We start from the raw sequence: 18,133 nt of genomic DNA on the forward strand, positions 1-18,133 counted from the left end.
ATTGTCTCCCCCCTATGGGCGAAAAATAGTCATAATTACGCTTGATTTTAAGATACACCTCAAAGGAAAGGCCTGTCAACGTTTAGCATTTCTGAGAAATTCACCTTCTCTTCCTAGAAAATAAACGTTGACACTAAATGATGCTTTTTCTACACTTAATTGTGTACAATATGTGACCAAGGAGGATTCAACATGGAAATGAACGTCGAAACGAATTCCTCTCCTACGGCGCCAAAGCCAAGTAAACAAACAGGCTGGCGAATTTGGTGGAGTTTATTACGTCCCCATACATTAACAGCAGCTTTCGTTCCTGTTTTCATCGGAACAGCTTTTGCAATGCAGGTCGGAGGTATAAATCAAATACATCTTCCTCTTTTCTTTATGATGCTTCTTGCTTGCCTTCTCATTCAAGCAGCAACGAACATGTTTAATGAATACTTTGATTATAAAAGAGGACTCGATCATGAAGGTTCAGTTGGAATCGGAGGTGCTATCGTCCGCGATGGCATTAAACCAAAAACCGTGCTTAACTTAGCATTCGGATTTTTAGGCATCGCAACGCTATTAGGTGCTTATATTTGTATGAACTCTAGCTGGTGGCTTGCTGCAATCGGTCTTGTTTGTATGGCCGTTGCTTACCTTTACACTGGTGGCCCCATTCCAATTGCGTACACACCATTTGGAGAGCTAACAGCAGGATTATTTATGGGTGTCATTATTATTGGTATTTCATTCTTTATCCAAACAGGGGCAGTAACATCAGAAGTGATTTTATTATCTATTCCAAGCTCCATTTTAATTGGTGCAATTTTACTATCTAACAATATTCGTGATTTAGATGGTGATAAAGAAAATGGTCGTAAAACGTTAGCAATTCTCGTTGGACGCGAAAGAGCCGTTGGTGTACTTGCTTCTATGTTTATCGTTGCCTACATTTGGACAATCGCTTTAATCATCGTTAACATCGTATCACCATGGATGCTTATCGTATTCTTAAGTGTACCGAAAGCATTTAAAGCGACGAAAGGCTTTATCGGCAAAAGCATTCCAATGGAAATGGTACCTGCGATGATTTCAACAGCAAAAACAAATACAATTTTCGGTCTCCTAATGGGAATCGGATTATTGCTTGGATACTTCCTATAGAAAGGAGCTGCTTATGCGGCTCCTTTTTTCATATACCGACTTCCCGGCTGAAATTCATTTCATAATTCCTACTCTCAACGCTCATACTATGTAAAGAAACTGAATTGTAGGAAGGTGGACGACTATGTTAACTCCACAACAAATAAATCAATTTAAATCTATTCTAGAAAAACAACAGCAAGAAGTTGAACAAACGATACAAACTCATGAAGATGAAAACCGTGCATCTGAACGTGATTCAGTAGGAGAATTGTCTAGCTATGACAACCATCCAGGTGATATGGCTACAGAATTGTACGAACGTGAGAAAGATTTCGGACTCATCGAATTTTGGCATAAACAGTTAGAAGATACGAAACATGCTCTGCAAAAAATTGAAGCTGGTACGTACGGAATTTGCGAAGTGTCTGGTGAGGAAATTCCATTTGAAAGATTAGAAGCAATGCCAACTGCTACAACGTGTATTCAGCACACTACAAATAAATTAGATATGCAGACGCGCCCAGTTGAAGAAGAGGTGCTAAATTCTTCGTTTCATAAGCACGACGAAGATCATTCTGTAGAGTACGATGCTGAAGATGCTTGGCAAGACGTCGCAAATTACGGAACATCAGAAACACCATCCGATTTAGAAAGACAGGATTCAAAAAACTATAATGGCATGTACGTAAATAGTGAAGAAAATGTTGGGTATGTAGAGGATTTCGAAAACTTTATTGGAACAGATATGTATGGAAAAAACCCACAAGTTTTCGCAACAGAAGAACATGAAGAATATGAACAATTGCTTGATGACTCTGAAGAACGCACCTTTAAAGGTGAATTATCTTCAGATGAGTCTGGTTCTAAAGCATAAAAAAAGCATTCCGAAATTCGGAATGCTTTTTTTCGCTAGCTAATTAGTTTTTTGTAACGTTAGCTGCTTGTGGTCCGCGGTTTCCATCAACGATTTCGAAAGAAACTTCTTGACCTTCTTCTAAAGTTTTGAAGCCGTCGCCTTGAATAGCTGAGAAATGTACGAATACGTCTTCTCCGCCTTCAACTTCGATGAAGCCAAAACCTTTTTCGCCGTTAAACCATTTAACTTTACCTGTTTGCATGTCATGTACCTCCTAAATAAAAATGAAACTATGAATCCACATGAAAAGGTGGATATAAAGGACATGAATGTATAACAAGCTTACAGCCTTTAATACAACGTGCTTTATTTCCGTACCACATTATGTAGCTCAATAGTGTTTTCACTATATCATGCTATATCAAAAACGTCAAATGAGAACACTTTCGTCCCATCGTTTTTTATAATTCTAGTATAACCTTAAATTTTCATTCTATTTTTATTCAAAAATTAATAAAACTACAGTATTCTAATTCCTTTGATTTCTGTACAATATAATTACTACATATGATGAGGTGAAAAAATGCAAGCACATGAAATCGAGTATAAATTATATGGCGATGATATGCAGTTTGTTGAAATTGAATTGGATCCAGAAGAAAGCGTTGTCGCAGAGGCTGGCGCAATGATGATGATGGAAGATCATATCGAAATGGAAACGATTTTCGGTGATGGTTCTGGACCATCTAATGGTCTATTCGGTAAATTAATGGGCGCAGGTAAACGTCTCGTTACGGGTGAAAGTATGTTTATGACTGTATTTACAAATACAGGTCATGGCAAACGACACGTATCATTCGCCGCTCCTTATCCTGGAAAAATTATTCCTGTTGATTTAACAGAATATCAAGGAAAAGTAGTCTGCCAAAAAGATGCATTTCTTTGTGCCGCAAAAGGTGTTTCTATCGGAATTGAGTTTACTAAAAAAATAGGAACTGGTTTCTTCGGTGGTGAAGGTTTCATCATGCAGAAACTTGAAGGTGATGGTCTAGCTTTCATGCATGCAGGCGGAACTGTATATAAGCGCGAATTAAAACCTGGCGAGAAACTTCGCATTGATACAGGTTGTCTCGTTGCAATGACGAAAGATGTTAACTACGATGTTCAATTCGTTGGAAAAGTAAAAACAGCTCTATTTGGCGGCGAAGGTTTATTCTTCGCAACGCTAGAAGGTCCTGGGACGGTTTGGATTCAGTCCTTAACACTTAGCCGCTTAGCAGCACGTCTTACAAGCCCAGCAGCTCAAAACAGCGGTGAAGGTAGCGTTTTAGGCGGACTTGGTCGCCTTTTAGATGGGAAAGAGTAAAACACTAAAAACAGATAGTGCCCTTCATAGGGAACTATCTGTTTATTTTTGACTGTATAAACCATTTTTAATCATGTAATATTCCATCGTAATACTGTAGTTTCCGTATTGAGATACCTTTTCTCGTTGAAAACTCACCAATTGAATAGCCTTCCTTTTTGCTCATCCTACACTCCTCCTAACAATATGTTTACAAAAATCATACTCCCTCACGTAACTGTAGGTTCAAGCCTTTTTTCAAAAGAATGAATCAAGTCCCTCACTGCATATATTGAAATATACCTTTTCTTAAGGAGGGCTTTCTTGATGCGTACTCCTTTATCCTTTGATAAAGATACTGCCATATTGTTAGCATCTTGCTGCGATCTAACGTATGAACAATATAAACAAAATGGCATTTTCGAAATACCCGATGGGTTCCAATATGTACAAGGGTTTCAAGGAAAGGCCATTCAAAAGACAGAATGGTTCGGATTCATATTAGAATCTGAGGATACGATTATTGTAGCTTTTAGGGGCACACAAACAGATACAGATTGGATTATCGATTCACTCGTTAACCAAAAGCCATACCCATATGCTTTAAATAGTGGGAATGTTCATAATGGCTTTCTTTCAATTTATGAATCTTGCCGGGATTCCATTATGGATATGCTCGTGTCATTACCCGCCCATAAGAAACTTCTTGCAACAGGCCATAGCTTAGGCGGTGCACTCGCTACACTACACATACTAGATGCACGTATAAATACTGCCTTCGCACAGTACGGTCTTTATACCTTTGCCTCTCCAAAAGTTGGAGATATCGCCTTTCGAAATTATTATAAACTGCAAGTAGCTAGTAGCTTTCGTTTTGTCAATTTATTCGATGTCGTTCCTCTTCTCCCTCCAAGAAATGTCCATTTTAATGAGAAAGACTGGGAATATGCACACGTCCATCACAACATGACATTTACGAAAAATACAAAATCCATTACGAATAATCATTCCATTACAACATACAAAACATGTCTGACCTCTCATTTTTAACCAGTAAACAATTGGAAATTTAATATTTGTATACTATAATAATCTATGAAATTACTTTCGGATGAGGGGACCTTACATGCTAAAATTTTTCTTTGCACTTTTTCTTATAATAATTTTTTCGTTTACAGGTTTCTTTACATTTTCATACTTTGCGACAGGGGAATATGACGGAACAGCGATAATATATACCGCTATCCCATTTCTTTCTTAAGCAACATAAGTAAAACGAGCTTAATCTCATTAAGCTCGTTTTATTTTTCTAAGCAAGCGTACCCCTGTTTTAAAAATAAATATAAGCCCCTTCAACAGGGGCTTTCATCTAAAATAGTTTAACAGTATTACCAATACCCCAAATTTCATTACTGTACTGCAAAATTGTTCGATCACTCGCAAAATGCCCCGATTGTGCAATGTTCAAAATCGACATTTCCAGCCATTTCTCCCTATTTTCGTAGGCCCTTCCGACAGCTTCTTGTCTTTCAGCATATGGGCTAAAATCTCGAAGAACGAAGTATTCATCATTTTGAATAACGAGAGAATCATAAATCGCTTCAAATTCAGCTCCCGAATGTGCAAAGAAACCATTCGTTAACTGATCTACTACTTTTTTAATATGCATATTGTGGTGATAATAATCACTTGCACGATATCCACCATTTTGATAGTAATGAAGAACCTCTTCCGCTGTTAAACCAAAAATGAAACAGTTATCATCACCGACCCGGTCTTTTATTTCAACATTAGCTCCGTCTAACGTTCCGAGTGTAATCGCACCATTCATCATAAATTTCATATTCCCTGTTCCCGATGCTTCTTTACTCGCAGTTGAAATTTGTTCACTTACATCTGCCGCCGGGAATATATCTTCAGCTAAAGAAACTCGGTAGTTTTCTAGAAAGATAACTTTCATAAATTGACTTACGTACGGATCGGTATTCACTTTTCTTGCAAGCTCATTTATTAATTTAATAATTTTCTTCGCATAATAATAGCCAGGTGATGCTTTCGCTCCAAAAATAAAAGTACGCGGGTAAAATGAAAAACTAGTATCCTCTTTTAAACGGTTATACAAGTACAAAATATGAAGAACATTTAATAACTGTCGTTTATAGGCATGTAACCTTTTCACTTGCACATCAAAAATAGAATTTGGATCAATTATAATCCCCATTTTATTATGAATACGCTCCGCTAAAATCTCTTTACGCTCTTGTTTTACCTCTGCAAATTTCTCTTGGAAACTCGCATCGTGTTGAACTGTTTGCAGCGCTTGAAGCTTAATCGGTTCTTTCTTCCACTCTGTTCCAATCGCCTCTGAAATCAGGTTTGTCAGCTGCGGATTCGCCTTCATTAACCAACGTCTATGAGCAATTCCATTCGTTTTATTATTAAACTTATCTGGATAAAATTCATAGAACAATCGCATTTCACGCTGCTTTAAAATTTCTGTATGAATTTTCGCCACACCGTTAACGCTATGGCTACCAACAATCGCTAAATGAGCCATTTTCACAAGGTCATGCGCAATAATGGCCATGTCCTCAATACGCTTCCAATCGTACGAATAACGGTCCCAAAGCTCATGACAGAAACGTTCATTAATTTCTTCAATAATCATATAAATTCTCGGTAATAACGGTTTAAAAATGCGAATTGGCCATTTCTCAAGCGCTTCTGATAACGTCGTATGATTCGTATAGGAAATCGTCTGCGTTGTTATGTGCCAAGCTTCTTCCCATGTCAATTTTTCTTCGTCTAATAAAATACGCATAAGTTCTGGAATTGCTAGAACCGGATGTGTATCGTTTATATGAATCGCGATTTTTTCATGTAACTGACGAAGACTACCGTGTCTCTCCCTATGCATACGAACGATATTTTGCAAACTTGCTGATACGAGGAAATACTGTTGTTTTAAACGAAGTATTTTCCCCTCATCATGCGTATCATCCGGATATAAAAACTCCGATACGGCCTCTGTTTCACGCTTATATTTCAAAATATCTTTACAATTTTGCGGGAAAGGAACTGGCTCCGCATTCCAAAGCCGAAGCGTATTTACAGTACTCGTTTCATACCCTACAACTGGAACGTCATATGGTACTGCCATAATAACTTCTGCATTTGTATGCCTGAACTCTAAACGTCCATCAATTTCTAGTGGTTCAACGTTTCCAAAATAACTTACTTCTACCGCTTGGTCATACCTTCTTACTTCCCAAACGTTTTCATGAAGAAGCCACTGTTCTGGAAATTCTACTTGATAGCCATCAACAATTTTTTGATCAAACAGACCATGCTTATAACGAATACCACAGCCATGTCCTGGTAAGTTTAAAGAAGCGAGTGAATCGAGAAAACAGGCTGCTAAACGTCCAAGTCCACCGTTACCAAGGCCAGCATCTGCTTCAATTTCTTCTAACTCGTGCAAAGAAATTCCAAGTTCAAAAAGTCCTTTTTCACATACATCTCGAATGCCTAAATTTAATATATTACTGCCTAGTAAACGCCCAAGTAAAAATTCAATGGATAAATAATACATTTGTTTTTGATCTCCAGAACGATAACTTTCATTCGTTGCAATCCATTGACTATTCATATACTCACGTACCATATGACCGAGCGTATTATACTGATCACGAGTTGTAGAATCTTTGAAACTTTTCCCATACATCGTTTCTAATTTTTCTAGAAAAGCGGATTTGAAGCTTTCAACATGAGTAAACATTTTTTCACCACCTCAATGTTATTCCATGAGACTTTTATACAATTTCTTGTATGCAAGAGCAGATTTCCCCCAGCTATAATCTTCAGTCATCGCTTGCTTTACAAGCTTATCCCATACCGGTTTATCTTGATAAAACTCAATTGCACGAAGAATCGTATGTAACATGTCATGCGCATTAAAATTCGTAAAGCTAAAGCCATTCCCAATTCCAGTGTCCTCATCGTAAGAATGTACAGTATCATTTAATCCGCCTGTTTCTCTTACAATTGGAATCGTGCCATATGCTAGCGCAATAAGTTGTCCAAGTCCACACGGTTCAAACAGCGATGGCATTAAAAACAAATCGCTTCCCGCGTACACTTGGTGCGCTAACGCTTCATTAAACCCAATATATACTTTTACCTTTTCTGGATACTCGTATGCCATCCATTCAAAGAATTGTTCATATTCAGAGTCACCTGATCCTAAAATAATACATTGCACATCTTCCTCCATTATTTCGCGGAATACAGTACGTACTAAATCAAGACCTTTTTGCTTCGTTAATCTCGTTACCATCGAAATAATTGGTGTATCTTCTTTTTCTGGTAAACCAAAATAACGCTGCAATGCGCGTTTATTTTCATTCTTTTCATCTAGCGATTCTGCACTATACTGAGCCGTAATATATGGATCTGTTTCTGGATTATATACGCTCGTATCAATTCCATTTACAATGCCACTAAGCTTATCATTATATTTTCGTAGCAATCCATCTAACTTCTCACCGAAAAACTCATATTGAATCTCTTCTTTATATGTCGGGCTAACCGCTGTAATTTGGTCAGATGCGATAATACCGCCTTTCATAAAGTTCACGTTTCCATAAAACTCAAGCTGTTCACTATGAAAATATTCATGACCAAGCTCCAGTAAGTCGTACATCACTTCAGGAGGAAATACACCTTGGAACTGCAAGTTATGAATCGTATATACCGTTTTAATATGCTCATATAACGGGTTATCTTGATACTTTTCACGAAGTAAGAAATTAACCATAGCTGTATGCCAATCATGGCTATGAAGAACATCTACTTCGAAATCAAGATGCGGAATACACTCTAAAACTGCTTTTGAAAAATAAGAAAAACGCTCCCCATCATCATAATGGCCATATAGAGAATCTCTCTTAAAATAATATTCATTGTCTATTAAGTAATACGTAATCCCGTCCTGCTCACCTTTTAAAATCCCGCAATATTGATTTCTCCATCCAAGGGGAACGCTAATTACTTTATGAAGCGTACATCCTTCTCTTAACTCTTTCGGGATAAGACTGTAGTTTGGAAGTATAATGCGAACATTCACTCCTAATTTTTTTAATTCTTTTGGAAGCGCTCCTGCTACATCAGCTAGACCTCCGGATTTAATAAACGGTACACATTCTGATACTGCAAATAAAATATTCACCTGTTGTTCCACTGCACGAAAAGCGTATACATCATAAATCGCTCTTCTTACAGCTTCCTCCCTTCAAGTTTTCATATAGAGTAAAACCTTAATTAGTGGGGGTTTTCTAAATCCCCCACTAATTATGCACCTGCTATTTACGAATAACTGTTGATTGTACTATTTTGTACACTACCTTTTTCTACAACATATGGCTCATCGGCATTTCCTTTTAACACTACGCCGTCACCAATTTTCACGTCTTTATCAATAATAACACCGTCTATTATGCAATTATCTCCAATTTGGCTCTTTTGCATAATAATACTATTACGAACAATTGAACCTTTTCCAATTTTAACAGAACGGGAGACAACACTATTTTCTACTTCACCCTCAATAATACTGCCGTTTGCAATCATCGTATTTTTCACTACTGCACCCTTCACATAACGAGTTGGTGGCTCATCTTTTACTTTCGTAAAGATTGGTGCTTCTTTCTTAAATAATTGCTTCCAAATAGAAGGCTGCAAAATTTCTAGGCTATGTTTATAGTAACTTTCAATAGAATCAATAATAGCTACATATCCTGTATGTTCGTACGTAGTAATATGCAGTGATTTCCCGCTCTTTTCTCTCACTACATCAAATAAACTGTATTGCTCCACATCTTTATATGTCTCAAATAAGTCTAGCAATAATTGTTTCTTTAACACATATGTTTGAAGCGAAACCCCTTCATGACAAACTTCAGTAATATCTGCAGACGTATGTATATGTCGCTCTAACACCGCTTGAAAGTTTAACGCTGTTACAAGATGGCTATTCGTAATAACAACATATTCTTCTCTGCTTCTTAGAAAATAATCAATATGTCTTCTAAAATGTGCAAAAGATCCAAATTCGTCATGATCACATTGGCAGTTCGGTGGGAATAAAAACAGTCCATCACGCTTTCTATCTAAATCCCACTGTTTTCCTGAACCGACATGATCCATTAAAGAACGATTTTTATGACTTGTAAAAACCGCCACGCTATGAATATTAGAATTCACCATATTTGAAAGCATGAAATCAATGAGGCGATAACGGCCTCCAAACGGTAACGCCGCTAATGAACGATGCCCTGTTACTTTCTTTAAGGAAGGAAAACTTCCCGTTGCATTAATAATTCCTAACATTTTTTCTCCCATTCATTTCATCCCCCTTTTCTATTTTCCTTCAGCAATTAGTACTACATCATCAACATTTTTTTCTGGACGAATTATTGTCCCATCTTCAATAACCATTTCCGATCCAACGATCGCTCTTTCAATCACAACGTTTTTACCAATCTTTGCCCCCGGCATAACGACAGAATCGATTACCATACTACCTTCTTCCACCGTCACTCCTTGGAATAAAACAGAATGCTTCACGTCCCCTTCAATGACGCACCCTTCATTAATAAGTGACTCTTCTACTTTTGCCTTTTCTGCAATATATTGAGGCGGCTCGTTTGGATTTACAGAATAAATGCGCCAATTACGATCGTTCAAGTTCAACGATGTTTCATCGCGAAGTAAATCCATATTCGCTTCCCATAAGCTTTTCACCGTTCCAACATCTTTCCAATATCCTTCAAATGGATACGCCATCAACTTCTTCCCTTCATCTAACAAGAGCGGAAGTACATCTTTTCCGAAGTCATTACTAGATTCAGGGTTTCTTGCATCCATCTCTAAATATTCTTTTAAAATAGCCCAGTTAAAAATATAAATTCCCATTGATGCAAGATTACTTCTTGGAAATTGCGGTTTCTCCTCAAATTCAACAACTTCCATCTCTTCATTTGTATTCATGATGCCAAAGCGACTTGCTTCATCCCACGGCACTTCAATAACAGAAATCGAAACGTCCGCTTCTTTCTCAATATGGTAATCTAGCATTTTGCTGTAATCCATTTTATAAATATGATCGCCTGATAAAATAAGGACATATTCTGGTTCATACTGACTTAAATAGTTTAAGTTTTGATAAATAGCACTTGCCGTACCTGTATACCACTTCACACCTGAAGACTCCGCATAAGGAGGTAACACAGTGACTCCACCGTTTACACGATCAAGATCCCAAGCATTTCCGATTCCAATATAATTATGAAGTTCTAACGGTTGATATTGTGTTAAAATCCCCACCGTTTCAATACCGGAGTTTGCACAGTTACTTAACGTAAAATCAATAATGCGATATTTACCACCAAATGGAACAGCTGGCTTGGCTAAATTTTTTGTTAATGCACTTAAACGACTACCTTTTCCCCCTGCTAGTAACATTGCTACGCACTTTTGTTTTTGAGCCATCTTGTTTTTTGCTCCCCTTTCTCGTCTTCACTGGTCGTAATATGGATACGCCAAATGGTGGAATTGTAATTTCTACATGTGCTGCTTGATTATGATATGGCTCTAGAATCGTCTTGAGACGTTTCTTATTAACTTGCCCCGATCCGCCATATTGCGCCGAGTCACTGTTTAAAATTTCGTTATAGTACTCGAAATCTGGTACACCTACTTTATAGTTTTCATATGTAGCTTTCGTAAAATTACATACGACAACTAACGCATCTTCCTGCTTATCCCCTTGGCGGATAAACGAGAAAATACTTTGCTCATTATTATTAGCATCAATCCACTGAAATCCTTCAGGCGAGTGATCTAACTGCCAAAGTGGTTTTGAGCGCTTATACAATGCTATGAGCTCTTTAAAGTAATCATGCATATTACGATGCATTTCAAAATCATGTAAATTCCAATCTAAATCTTCAAGGTCTTTCCACTCATCAAATTGCCCGAATTCTCCACCCATAAAGAGTAATTTCTTACCTGGATGAGTAAAGAAATATCCATATAATAAACGAAGCTGAGCAAACTTATCCCAGTAATCTCCCGGCATTTTATTTAATAACGACTTTTTCCCATGAACGACTTCATCATGAGAAAGCGGCAATATGAAGTTTTCAGAGTGAGCATATATTAAAGAGAATGTCATTTTCTCATGAATGTATTTCCGGTACTCTGGCGCACATTCCATATATTTCAGCACATCATTCATCCAACCCATATTCCATTTATAATTGAATCCAAGTCCACCCTCGTATGTTGGAGCTGTTACAAGTGGCCAAGCTGTTGAATCTTCCGCTGTCATAAGAAACTCTTCATCTTCTGCAAACACGGCTTCATTTAACTCTCGTAAGAAAGAAACAGCATGTTCATTGCTTTGCTCTTTTCCTTCTTTATTCCAGTACAGCATATTCGCAACTGCATCTACCCTGAAACCATCAATATGGAAATGCCTCATCCAAAATAACGCATTTGAAATTAAGAAATTGCGTACTTCTCTCTTCCCTAAATCAAAATTAACAGTTCCCCATACCAGGTTTTCTTGTACGTCTCTATCTTTATATTCATAAGTCGGTGTCCCATCAAACAAATATAAACCGTGAGCATCTTTACAAAAATGCCCCGGCACCCAATCTAAAATGACACCGATTCCATATTTATGACATTCATCGACAAAATACATCAAATCATGTGGCGTGCCGAATCTACTTGTCGCTGCATAATATCCTGTTCCTTGATATCCCCAAGAACGATCATATGGATGCTCAACAAGCGGCATAATTTCAATATGTGTAAATTGATGTTCCACCACATACGGAATGAGCTCCTCGGCCATTTCTCTGTAAGAATACAGAGCGCCATCCTCTTTCTTTTTCCAAGAACCGAAATGTAATTCATAAACTGTCATCGCTTCTTTATAAATCGATTTTTTCTTTCTCTTACGAATCCAGTTTTTATCATTCCATTCATATCCCTCTATATCAAAAACTACAGATGCCGTATTTGGTCTTACTTCTGCATATACTGCATAAGGATCCGCTTTTAAAATAACGTCACCGTCCATCGTTTCAATCGCATACTTATATATATCATTCTCTTCAATATGCGGTGCAAACAAGGACCAAATCCCCTCTTCTGTCACTTGTAGCATCTTATGTTGCTCATAATCCCATTCATTAAAATCCCCAACAACACTCATTGCTTTCGCATGAGGAGCCCATACTGTGAATCGTACACCTCGCATCCCATCTTCCGTCACAATATGTGCCCCAAAGATGTTATAACTGTCATAGTACTTTTCTGTATGAAACTCATCTCGTTTCACTTCTTCACAATTTATTACATCCAATATGTTCACCTCACTAAGATGACAGAAATTTTTTACTCTTTATCATTTCTGCGAAAAACTGAAATATCCTTGTTATTTTTTAAAAAATATTCGTTTTTTTCTTAAATTTCACTTAAAATATTCACATTTTCCGTGTAAATTATCGAATTTTGACGAATATTCATTGCAAGCGCTTCATTTCCCTTACTATTTCTCGCCTTTCATTGTTGCTCAATATTTATTTTATTGGTTTCTCTCTGTATTTCACGCTCTTTCCACGTAAAATACAAACAAAATAATCTTTCATAAAAAAATGTTTCTCAACATTTTTTGTCACAAAATTTATTGAAATGTAAAATTCATAAGCATACACTTGTTCTCAATAACGAACAGCATACTTCGCAACTACAATTCATACTGAATTACTATGTTTACTTATTTCATGCTCGTTGCGAATGTTTGCTGTAAAGTGAAACTTTAATCAGTGGTGGGTTGCGGGCAGCCCTACTCCCACCTAACTTCTTTGCTCCAGCCGAATTTTGAGGTGGGAATTTTACTGCCCACAAATAGCGGGATAAAAATCAAACTAGGGGGCTTTCTTATGTCATTGAAACAAAAAGTAGGAATGGCAGTTGTCACTGCATCACTAGGCTTATCACTTACATCTGGCAGTGTATTCGCCTATTTCAGCGACTCCGAAACATCGGGTAATTCATTTCAAGACGTCTAACACCGAAAAAATAACATATAAAAGCACTCTATTCGAAAATAGAGTGCTTTTTTCTATAAATGACCCTTATCCAGCAAAAGGGGTATATTGGGGATATACAAGGGAAACCGGAAAGGAATTTATATTAATTTATATAAATTCAGAGGTAGGAAGCACTTTCCCGCCTCTGAATTATTAGCGGTTATTATAGTACTGGTGCCATTGTTTCTTTTAATACTTTTACAGAATGAGCGAACTTCACTTTTTCTTCTTCGTTTAATTCAAGTTCTACGATTTCACGTACACCTTCGCGGTTAATAACAGCTGGAACACCTACGTAAGCATCTTTCTCACCATATTGACCTTCAAGGTATGCAGATACAGTTAATACGCTGTTCTCGTTGCTTAAGATCGCTTTAGTTACACGAAGTAGTGACATACCGATTCCGTAGTAAGTTGCGCCTTTACGCTCAATAATGTGGTAAGCTGCATCGCGTACATTTTCAAAGATTTTATCTAAATCTTCTTGGTTATACTGTTCGTTGTTCGCTAAGATTGTTTCTAGTTTTTGTACACCTACAGTAGCGTGGCTCCATACTGGAAGTTCAGTGTCACCGTGCTCACCAACGATGTAAGCATGAACGTTACGTGGATCTACATCTAAGTAGTCACCTAACATGTAACGGAAACGAGCAGAGTCTAAAGTAGTACCAGAACCGATTACGCGCTCTTTCGGTAAACCAGATTCTTTCCAAGTTACGTAAGTTAAAATATCAACTGGGTTAGTTGCGATTAAGAAGATTCCATCGAATCCGCTATCCATAATACCGCGAACGATTTGTTTAAAGATCTTTGTATTTTTCTCAACTAAGTCTAAACGAGTTTCGCCTGGCTTTTGTGGTAATCCAGCAGTGATAACTACTAAATCTGCATCTTTACAATCTGCATAGCTACCGCTCCAAACTTTTGTTGGTGCTGGAGAGAATGGTACCGCATGGCTTAAGTCCATTGCTTCTCCTTCTGCTTTTGCTTCATTAACATCTACTAGTACGAATTCTTCAGCTACACCTTGGTTGATCATTGAGTAAGCGTAACTACAACCTACAGCTCCTGTTCCTACTAATACTACGCGATTGATACCTTTTTTCATGTTAATTTCCCCTTTCAATTGTTTACATCTATTTTTTATTATTGTTTAAGTAATTAATTAAAATACTAATTTAATGTTGTTTAACTTCTTTACATACATATTGTAGCACGGATTATTGTGAATTCCTTCACAAATTATGACCTATTTGTGAACTTTTTCACATAGAGTGTAAAGTTGTTAGAATGCGGGTGAAATCCATCTCAATGGAGGCGTTTTCTTTAGATTGTGAAAGGTTTTTTCTTAAAGTTTTCTTGGTAAGTGAAATTATATCGAACACAACTTTGGTTATATCGACGTTTCGACAAGGATAGCTTCTTCTATCTATATTATTTATCCCGCTATTTGTGGGCAGTAAGACTCCCACCTCAAAATTTGACTGGAGCGAAGAAGTTAGCCTTCACATAATTCTTATCATTTAACTTTTGTAAATCCGCAGCAATACTTTTAGAGGTTTTTATAAGGGGTCACCATACATTGCCATCAACTTAAGAAATTGGTATTTCCCCATATCGAAAAAAATGAGCTGAATTATTATAAATAACTCTGGAAAGATAAAATTTTCATTTTGGGGATACTTCAAAATATTAGCCTGATGGACATAGGTATCACCACATGTCCATGGATTAAAGAAAGAGCCTATTATTAAACTGTACCCTACTCTTTGGGTCGGAAGAGGTGCTATAGATGAATGTAAAGACATATAGGGCCCAAGTGTTTTCTTGGTCTAAGGAGGCCAAGGTAGAAATAGTAGAACTCATTTCCGCCGGCATAGGTATGGCCGGACCCGTTCTGTTCGCCACAGTTCTAGGCTATCCCGCTCTTGGTTTTGCTGCATCGGTCGGCAGTTTGGCAGTCAGTAGCGTGAAAGTCGGTTCGAGTTTTATAAATCACGGGAAAAGGTTGGCATCAGCGCTGATATCAGTAGTGCTCGCCGCGATTGCTGCTGTTCTCTCTTTCGGACATGGCTATCTAACATTTGGAGTCTTGATCCTGCTGGTAAGCCTTGCTGCGTTAATTGGCGGATATAGTCGTGCCTTGGCGGTGGCAACAACACGCTTTGTCGTATTCCTGATTATCATCCTCAATATGGTCGACCAGACGGAGTACCGGATGGAACTAATTTTTTCAATCTTAGCGGGGGCGATTTGGACCGTCAGTATCAGCTTGGTGCTAGGCATCTGGGTACACCGTTGTTTTAAATCATCGCTGGATGGAGCTGTGAAAGGGCCAACATCGAAAAAAATCATTCTATGGTGGAACTCTCTTGCACACCTATCCAATTGGCAATTCCAAATCAGGCTCGCATTATGTCTAGGTATAGCTGAGGGATTGCGAATACTTTGGCCCGAGCACCACTTCTATTGGATTGCAATTACCGTAGCGATCCTTACTCAGCGGAAAATAGAACTCTTTCCAATCAAAACAACACAACGAGTGCTTGGTACAGTAATCGGCGTGATTGTTGCGAGCTTGCTTCTCGCAACTAGTCTACCAATTTTGGGGTTAGTTATAAGTATCGGGCTATTCGCAGGTGTTCGACCTCTTCTAAAGGTTCGAAATTATCTTGTATACTCTGCAACCATGATCCCGCTCATTATTTTGATCATGGAAGCCGGCAAGCCGTTCCAGTTTATCATTCTGTTCGACCGTGTATTTGCAACCCTTATCGGTGCAGTCATCGTGATTGCAGTGAACTTGATATTCAGTAGAGCGATGGCGAAATCAGTGTAAAGGTGGTTATCTAGCGAAAGATGCTTTAATATTTTAGGTATCTTTTCCAGTAGAACAAAATCCCCCCTATAATGACCTTTTCATACTCCATCTTTTATAAAAAAAAGCAGACTACTAAAAGTCCGCTTTAGATAACATATATACAACAAAAAAGAGATAGCAGATTATGCTATCTCTTTTAGTATGACCCGTACGGGATTCGAACCCGTGTTACCGCCGTGAAAGGGCGGTGTCTTAACCACTTGACCAACGGGCCAAAATCTGGCAGAGAAGAAGGGATTCGAACCCTCGCACCGCGTTCGCGATCTACTCCCTTAGCAGGGGAGCCCCTTGAGCCACTTGGGTACTTCTCTATAATATGGCTCCGCAGGTAGGACTCGAACCTACGACCGATCGGTTAACAGCCGATAGCTCTACCACTGAGCTACTGCGGAATAATTATGGTGGGCCTAAATGGACTCGAACCATCGACCTCACGCTTATCAGGCGTGCGCTCTAACCAGCTGAGCTATAGGCCCATAAAAAGCGGGTGAAGAGAATCGAACTCTCGACCAGAGCTTGGAAGGCTCTTGTTTTACCACTAAACTACACCCGCATTAAATTAAAAATGGTGAGCCATGAAGGATTCGAACCTTCGACCCTCTGATTAAAAGTCAGATGCTCTACCAACTGAGCTAATGGCTCATTTTTAAAGTGGTGCCGGCTAGAGGACTTGAACCCCCAACCTACTGATTACAAGTCAGTTGCTCTACCAATTGAGCTAAGCCGGCTTGCGATTTCAAAATGGTGGCTCGGGACGGAATCGAACCGCCGACACGAGGATTTTCAGTCCTCTGCTCTACCGACTGAGCTACCGAGCCTTTATGTAAAAAAATGGCGGTCCCGACCGGGGTCGAACCGGCGATCTCCTGCGTGACAGGCAGGCATGTTAACCACTACACCACGGGACCATTTGGTTGCGGGGACAGGATTTGAACCTGCGACCTTCGGRTTATGAGCCCGACGAGCTACCGTACTGCTCCACCCCGCGAYGATATAATATTTAATTTAGAAAAAATGGAGGAGGTAGAGGGATTCGAACCCCCGCGCGACTCTCGCCGCCTGTCGGTTTTCAAGACCGATCCCTTCAGCCGAACTTGGGTATACCTCCGAGATATGAACTTTGAGTGGTGGACCTTGTAGGACTCGAACCTACGACCGGACGGTTATGAGCCGTCTGCTCTAACCAGCTGAGCTAAAGGTCCTTTATGGTAGCGGCGGAGGGGATCGAACCCCCGACCTCACGGGTATGAACCGTACGCTCTAGCCAGCTGAGCTACACCGCCATAAGTTATATTCAAATAAGTGGAGCCTAGCGGGATCGAACCGCTGACCTCCTGCGTGCAAGGCAGGCGCTCTCCCAGCTGAGCTAAGGCCCCATATTTTGAAAATATCGGGAAGACAGGATTTGAACCTGCGACCCCCTGGTCCCAAACCAGGTGCTCTACCAAGCTGAGCCACTTCCCGTTAATAAAAAACGCGCCCGAGAGGAGTCGAACCCCTAACCTCTTGATCCGTAGTCAAACGCTCTATCCAATTGAGCTACGGGCGCATATGGTGCCGAGGGCGGGGGTCGAACCCGCACGGTGGTCACCCACCGCAGGATTTTAAGTCCTGTGCGTCTGCCTRTTCCGCCACCCCGGCATGTCATACTGAAAATTGGAGCGGAAGACGGGATTCGAACCCGCGACCCCAACCTTGGCAAGGTTGTATTCTACCACTGAACTACTTCCGCAAGACATGTTTGAGTTATTTTATTAAAA

At 39.1% G+C, this 18,133-nt stretch carries 12 protein-coding genes, 18 tRNA genes and 2 pseudogenes; 6 read left to right on the forward strand and 26 right to left on the reverse strand.

Annotation, left to right across the window (positions count from 1 at the left end; genetic code table 11):
* Nucleotides 1-192 precede the first annotated feature (192 nt).
* Together AC1DS7_RS17110 and AC1DS7_RS17115 are read left to right on the forward strand one after the other, a co-directional pair.
* Nucleotides 193-1,146: a 1,4-dihydroxy-2-naphthoate polyprenyltransferase gene (locus AC1DS7_RS17110; protein ID WP_016102875.1), complete on the forward strand. Its 954-nt coding sequence runs from the start codon at nucleotides 193-195 to the stop codon at nucleotides 1,144-1,146.
* Between the two features lie 124 nt (nucleotides 1,147-1,270).
* Nucleotides 1,271-2,002 (forward strand): yteA family sporulation protein, encoded by a 732-nt coding sequence (locus AC1DS7_RS17115; RefSeq protein ID WP_002143572.1) that lies wholly within the window; start codon nucleotides 1,271-1,273, stop codon nucleotides 2,000-2,002.
* 43 nt (nucleotides 2,003-2,045) lie between these two features.
* On the opposite strand, the gene cspD is transcribed toward AC1DS7_RS17115, so the two are convergent.
* Complete coding sequence (gene cspD / locus AC1DS7_RS17120; protein ID WP_001193051.1) at nucleotides 2,046-2,246, reverse strand: cold-shock protein CspD; 201 nt, start codon at nucleotides 2,244-2,246, stop codon at nucleotides 2,046-2,048.
* Nucleotides 2,247-2,567: 321 nt separating this feature from the next.
* On the opposite strand from cspD, the gene AC1DS7_RS17125 reads away from it, so the two are divergent.
* On the forward strand, nucleotides 2,568-3,350 hold the full coding sequence (locus AC1DS7_RS17125; protein ID WP_002015806.1) for a TIGR00266 family protein: 783 nt from the start codon (nucleotides 2,568-2,570) through the stop codon (nucleotides 3,348-3,350).
* A gap of 79 nt (nucleotides 3,351-3,429) precedes the next feature.
* Here AC1DS7_RS17125 and AC1DS7_RS17130 read toward each other — a convergent pair.
* Nucleotides 3,430-3,516 (reverse strand): annotated as a pseudogene (locus AC1DS7_RS17130) (MerR family transcriptional regulator); the annotation flags it as partial.
* A 140-nt stretch (nucleotides 3,517-3,656) separates the two neighbouring features.
* Between AC1DS7_RS17130 and AC1DS7_RS17135 the strand changes: the two are divergent.
* Nucleotides 3,657-4,379: a lipase family protein gene (locus AC1DS7_RS17135; protein ID WP_193652257.1), complete on the forward strand. Its 723-nt coding sequence runs from the start codon at nucleotides 3,657-3,659 to the stop codon at nucleotides 4,377-4,379.
* 319 nt (nucleotides 4,380-4,698) lie between these two features.
* On the opposite strand, the gene glgP is transcribed toward AC1DS7_RS17135, so the two are convergent.
* The 5 genes from glgP to glgB form a co-directional block, all read right to left on the reverse strand.
* Entirely contained in the window at nucleotides 4,699-7,107 is a 2,409-nt protein-coding gene (gene glgP / locus AC1DS7_RS17140; protein WP_476999124.1) for a glycogen phosphorylase, read from the reverse strand.
* Between the two features lie 18 nt (nucleotides 7,108-7,125).
* A complete protein-coding gene (gene glgA, locus AC1DS7_RS17145) occupies nucleotides 7,126-8,556 on the reverse strand; it encodes a glycogen synthase GlgA (RefSeq protein WP_476999127.1) in 1,431 nt (476 codons plus the stop codon).
* 137 nt (nucleotides 8,557-8,693) lie between these two features.
* Nucleotides 8,694-9,728 carry a glucose-1-phosphate adenylyltransferase subunit GlgD gene (glgD, locus tag AC1DS7_RS17150; RefSeq protein ID WP_002089245.1) on the reverse strand — a complete coding sequence of 345 codons (1,035 nt, stop codon included), beginning with the start codon at nucleotides 9,726-9,728 and terminating at the stop codon, nucleotides 8,694-8,696.
* A gap of 18 nt (nucleotides 9,729-9,746) precedes the next feature.
* Nucleotides 9,747-10,877, reverse strand: coding sequence for a glucose-1-phosphate adenylyltransferase (gene glgC / locus AC1DS7_RS17155; RefSeq protein WP_002129671.1), 1,131 nt, complete (start codon nucleotides 10,875-10,877; stop codon nucleotides 9,747-9,749).
* Entirely contained in the window at nucleotides 10,825-12,762 is a 1,938-nt protein-coding gene (gene glgB, locus AC1DS7_RS17160; protein ID WP_085312677.1) for a 1,4-alpha-glucan branching protein GlgB, read from the reverse strand. The genes glgC and glgB overlap by 53 nt, the downstream gene beginning before the upstream one ends.
* 580 nt (nucleotides 12,763-13,342) lie before the next feature.
* On the opposite strand from glgB, the pseudogene AC1DS7_RS17165 reads away from it, so the two are divergent.
* Nucleotides 13,343-13,462 (forward strand): annotated as a pseudogene (locus tag AC1DS7_RS17165) (TasA family protein); the annotation flags it as partial.
* 193 nt (nucleotides 13,463-13,655) lie between these two features.
* Here the strand turns inward: AC1DS7_RS17165 and AC1DS7_RS17170 are convergent.
* Nucleotides 13,656-14,600 carry an L-lactate dehydrogenase gene (locus tag AC1DS7_RS17170; protein ID WP_002089250.1) on the reverse strand — a complete coding sequence of 315 codons (945 nt, stop codon included), beginning with the start codon at nucleotides 14,598-14,600 and terminating at the stop codon, nucleotides 13,656-13,658.
* A gap of 684 nt (nucleotides 14,601-15,284) precedes the next feature.
* Between AC1DS7_RS17170 and AC1DS7_RS17175 the strand changes: the two genes are divergently transcribed.
* Nucleotides 15,285-16,331, forward strand: coding sequence for an FUSC family protein (locus AC1DS7_RS17175; RefSeq protein WP_476999125.1), 1,047 nt, complete (start codon nucleotides 15,285-15,287; stop codon nucleotides 16,329-16,331).
* A 184-nt stretch (nucleotides 16,332-16,515) separates the two neighbouring features.
* On the opposite strand, the gene AC1DS7_RS17180 is transcribed toward AC1DS7_RS17175, so the two are convergent.
* The 18 genes from AC1DS7_RS17180 to AC1DS7_RS17265 all read right to left on the reverse strand — a co-directional run bounded on the left by AC1DS7_RS17180 (nucleotide 16,516) and on the right by AC1DS7_RS17265 (nucleotide 18,105).
* Nucleotides 16,516-16,587: transfer RNA gene (locus AC1DS7_RS17180), tRNA-Glu, on the reverse strand.
* A 6-nt stretch (nucleotides 16,588-16,593) separates the two neighbouring features.
* A tRNA-Ser gene (locus AC1DS7_RS17185) sits at nucleotides 16,594-16,684 on the reverse strand.
* 6 nt (nucleotides 16,685-16,690) lie between these two features.
* Nucleotides 16,691-16,765 (reverse strand) — tRNA-Asn (locus AC1DS7_RS17190).
* Between the two features lie 7 nt (nucleotides 16,766-16,772).
* Nucleotides 16,773-16,849 (reverse strand) — tRNA-Ile (locus AC1DS7_RS17195).
* A 6-nt stretch (nucleotides 16,850-16,855) separates the two neighbouring features.
* Nucleotides 16,856-16,926 (reverse strand) — tRNA-Gly (locus AC1DS7_RS17200).
* A 13-nt stretch (nucleotides 16,927-16,939) separates the two neighbouring features.
* A tRNA-Lys gene (locus AC1DS7_RS17205) sits at nucleotides 16,940-17,015 on the reverse strand.
* A gap of 10 nt (nucleotides 17,016-17,025) precedes the next feature.
* Nucleotides 17,026-17,101 (reverse strand) — tRNA-Thr (locus tag AC1DS7_RS17210).
* Nucleotides 17,102-17,115: 14 nt separating this feature from the next.
* A tRNA-Phe gene (locus tag AC1DS7_RS17215) sits at nucleotides 17,116-17,191 on the reverse strand.
* Between the two features lie 14 nt (nucleotides 17,192-17,205).
* Nucleotides 17,206-17,281 (reverse strand) — tRNA-Asp (locus AC1DS7_RS17220).
* A 3-nt stretch (nucleotides 17,282-17,284) separates the two neighbouring features.
* Nucleotides 17,285-17,361, reverse strand: a tRNA-Met gene (locus AC1DS7_RS17225).
* Nucleotides 17,362-17,388: 27 nt separating this feature from the next.
* A tRNA-Ser gene (locus tag AC1DS7_RS17230) sits at nucleotides 17,389-17,481 on the reverse strand.
* Nucleotides 17,482-17,498: 17 nt separating this feature from the next.
* Nucleotides 17,499-17,575 (reverse strand) — tRNA-Ile (locus tag AC1DS7_RS17235).
* 4 nt (nucleotides 17,576-17,579) lie between these two features.
* Nucleotides 17,580-17,656: transfer RNA gene (locus tag AC1DS7_RS17240), tRNA-Met, on the reverse strand.
* A gap of 20 nt (nucleotides 17,657-17,676) precedes the next feature.
* Nucleotides 17,677-17,749, reverse strand: a tRNA-Ala gene (locus AC1DS7_RS17245).
* A gap of 14 nt (nucleotides 17,750-17,763) precedes the next feature.
* A tRNA-Pro gene (locus AC1DS7_RS17250) sits at nucleotides 17,764-17,837 on the reverse strand.
* An 11-nt stretch (nucleotides 17,838-17,848) separates the two neighbouring features.
* Nucleotides 17,849-17,922: transfer RNA gene (locus AC1DS7_RS17255), tRNA-Arg, on the reverse strand.
* A gap of 3 nt (nucleotides 17,923-17,925) precedes the next feature.
* Nucleotides 17,926-18,014 (reverse strand) — tRNA-Leu (locus AC1DS7_RS17260).
* A gap of 16 nt (nucleotides 18,015-18,030) precedes the next feature.
* Nucleotides 18,031-18,105: transfer RNA gene (locus AC1DS7_RS17265), tRNA-Gly, on the reverse strand.
* Between the last annotated feature and the right edge of the window lie 28 nt (nucleotides 18,106-18,133).

This window comes from Bacillus sp. P4_E1 (assembly GCF_056401715.1).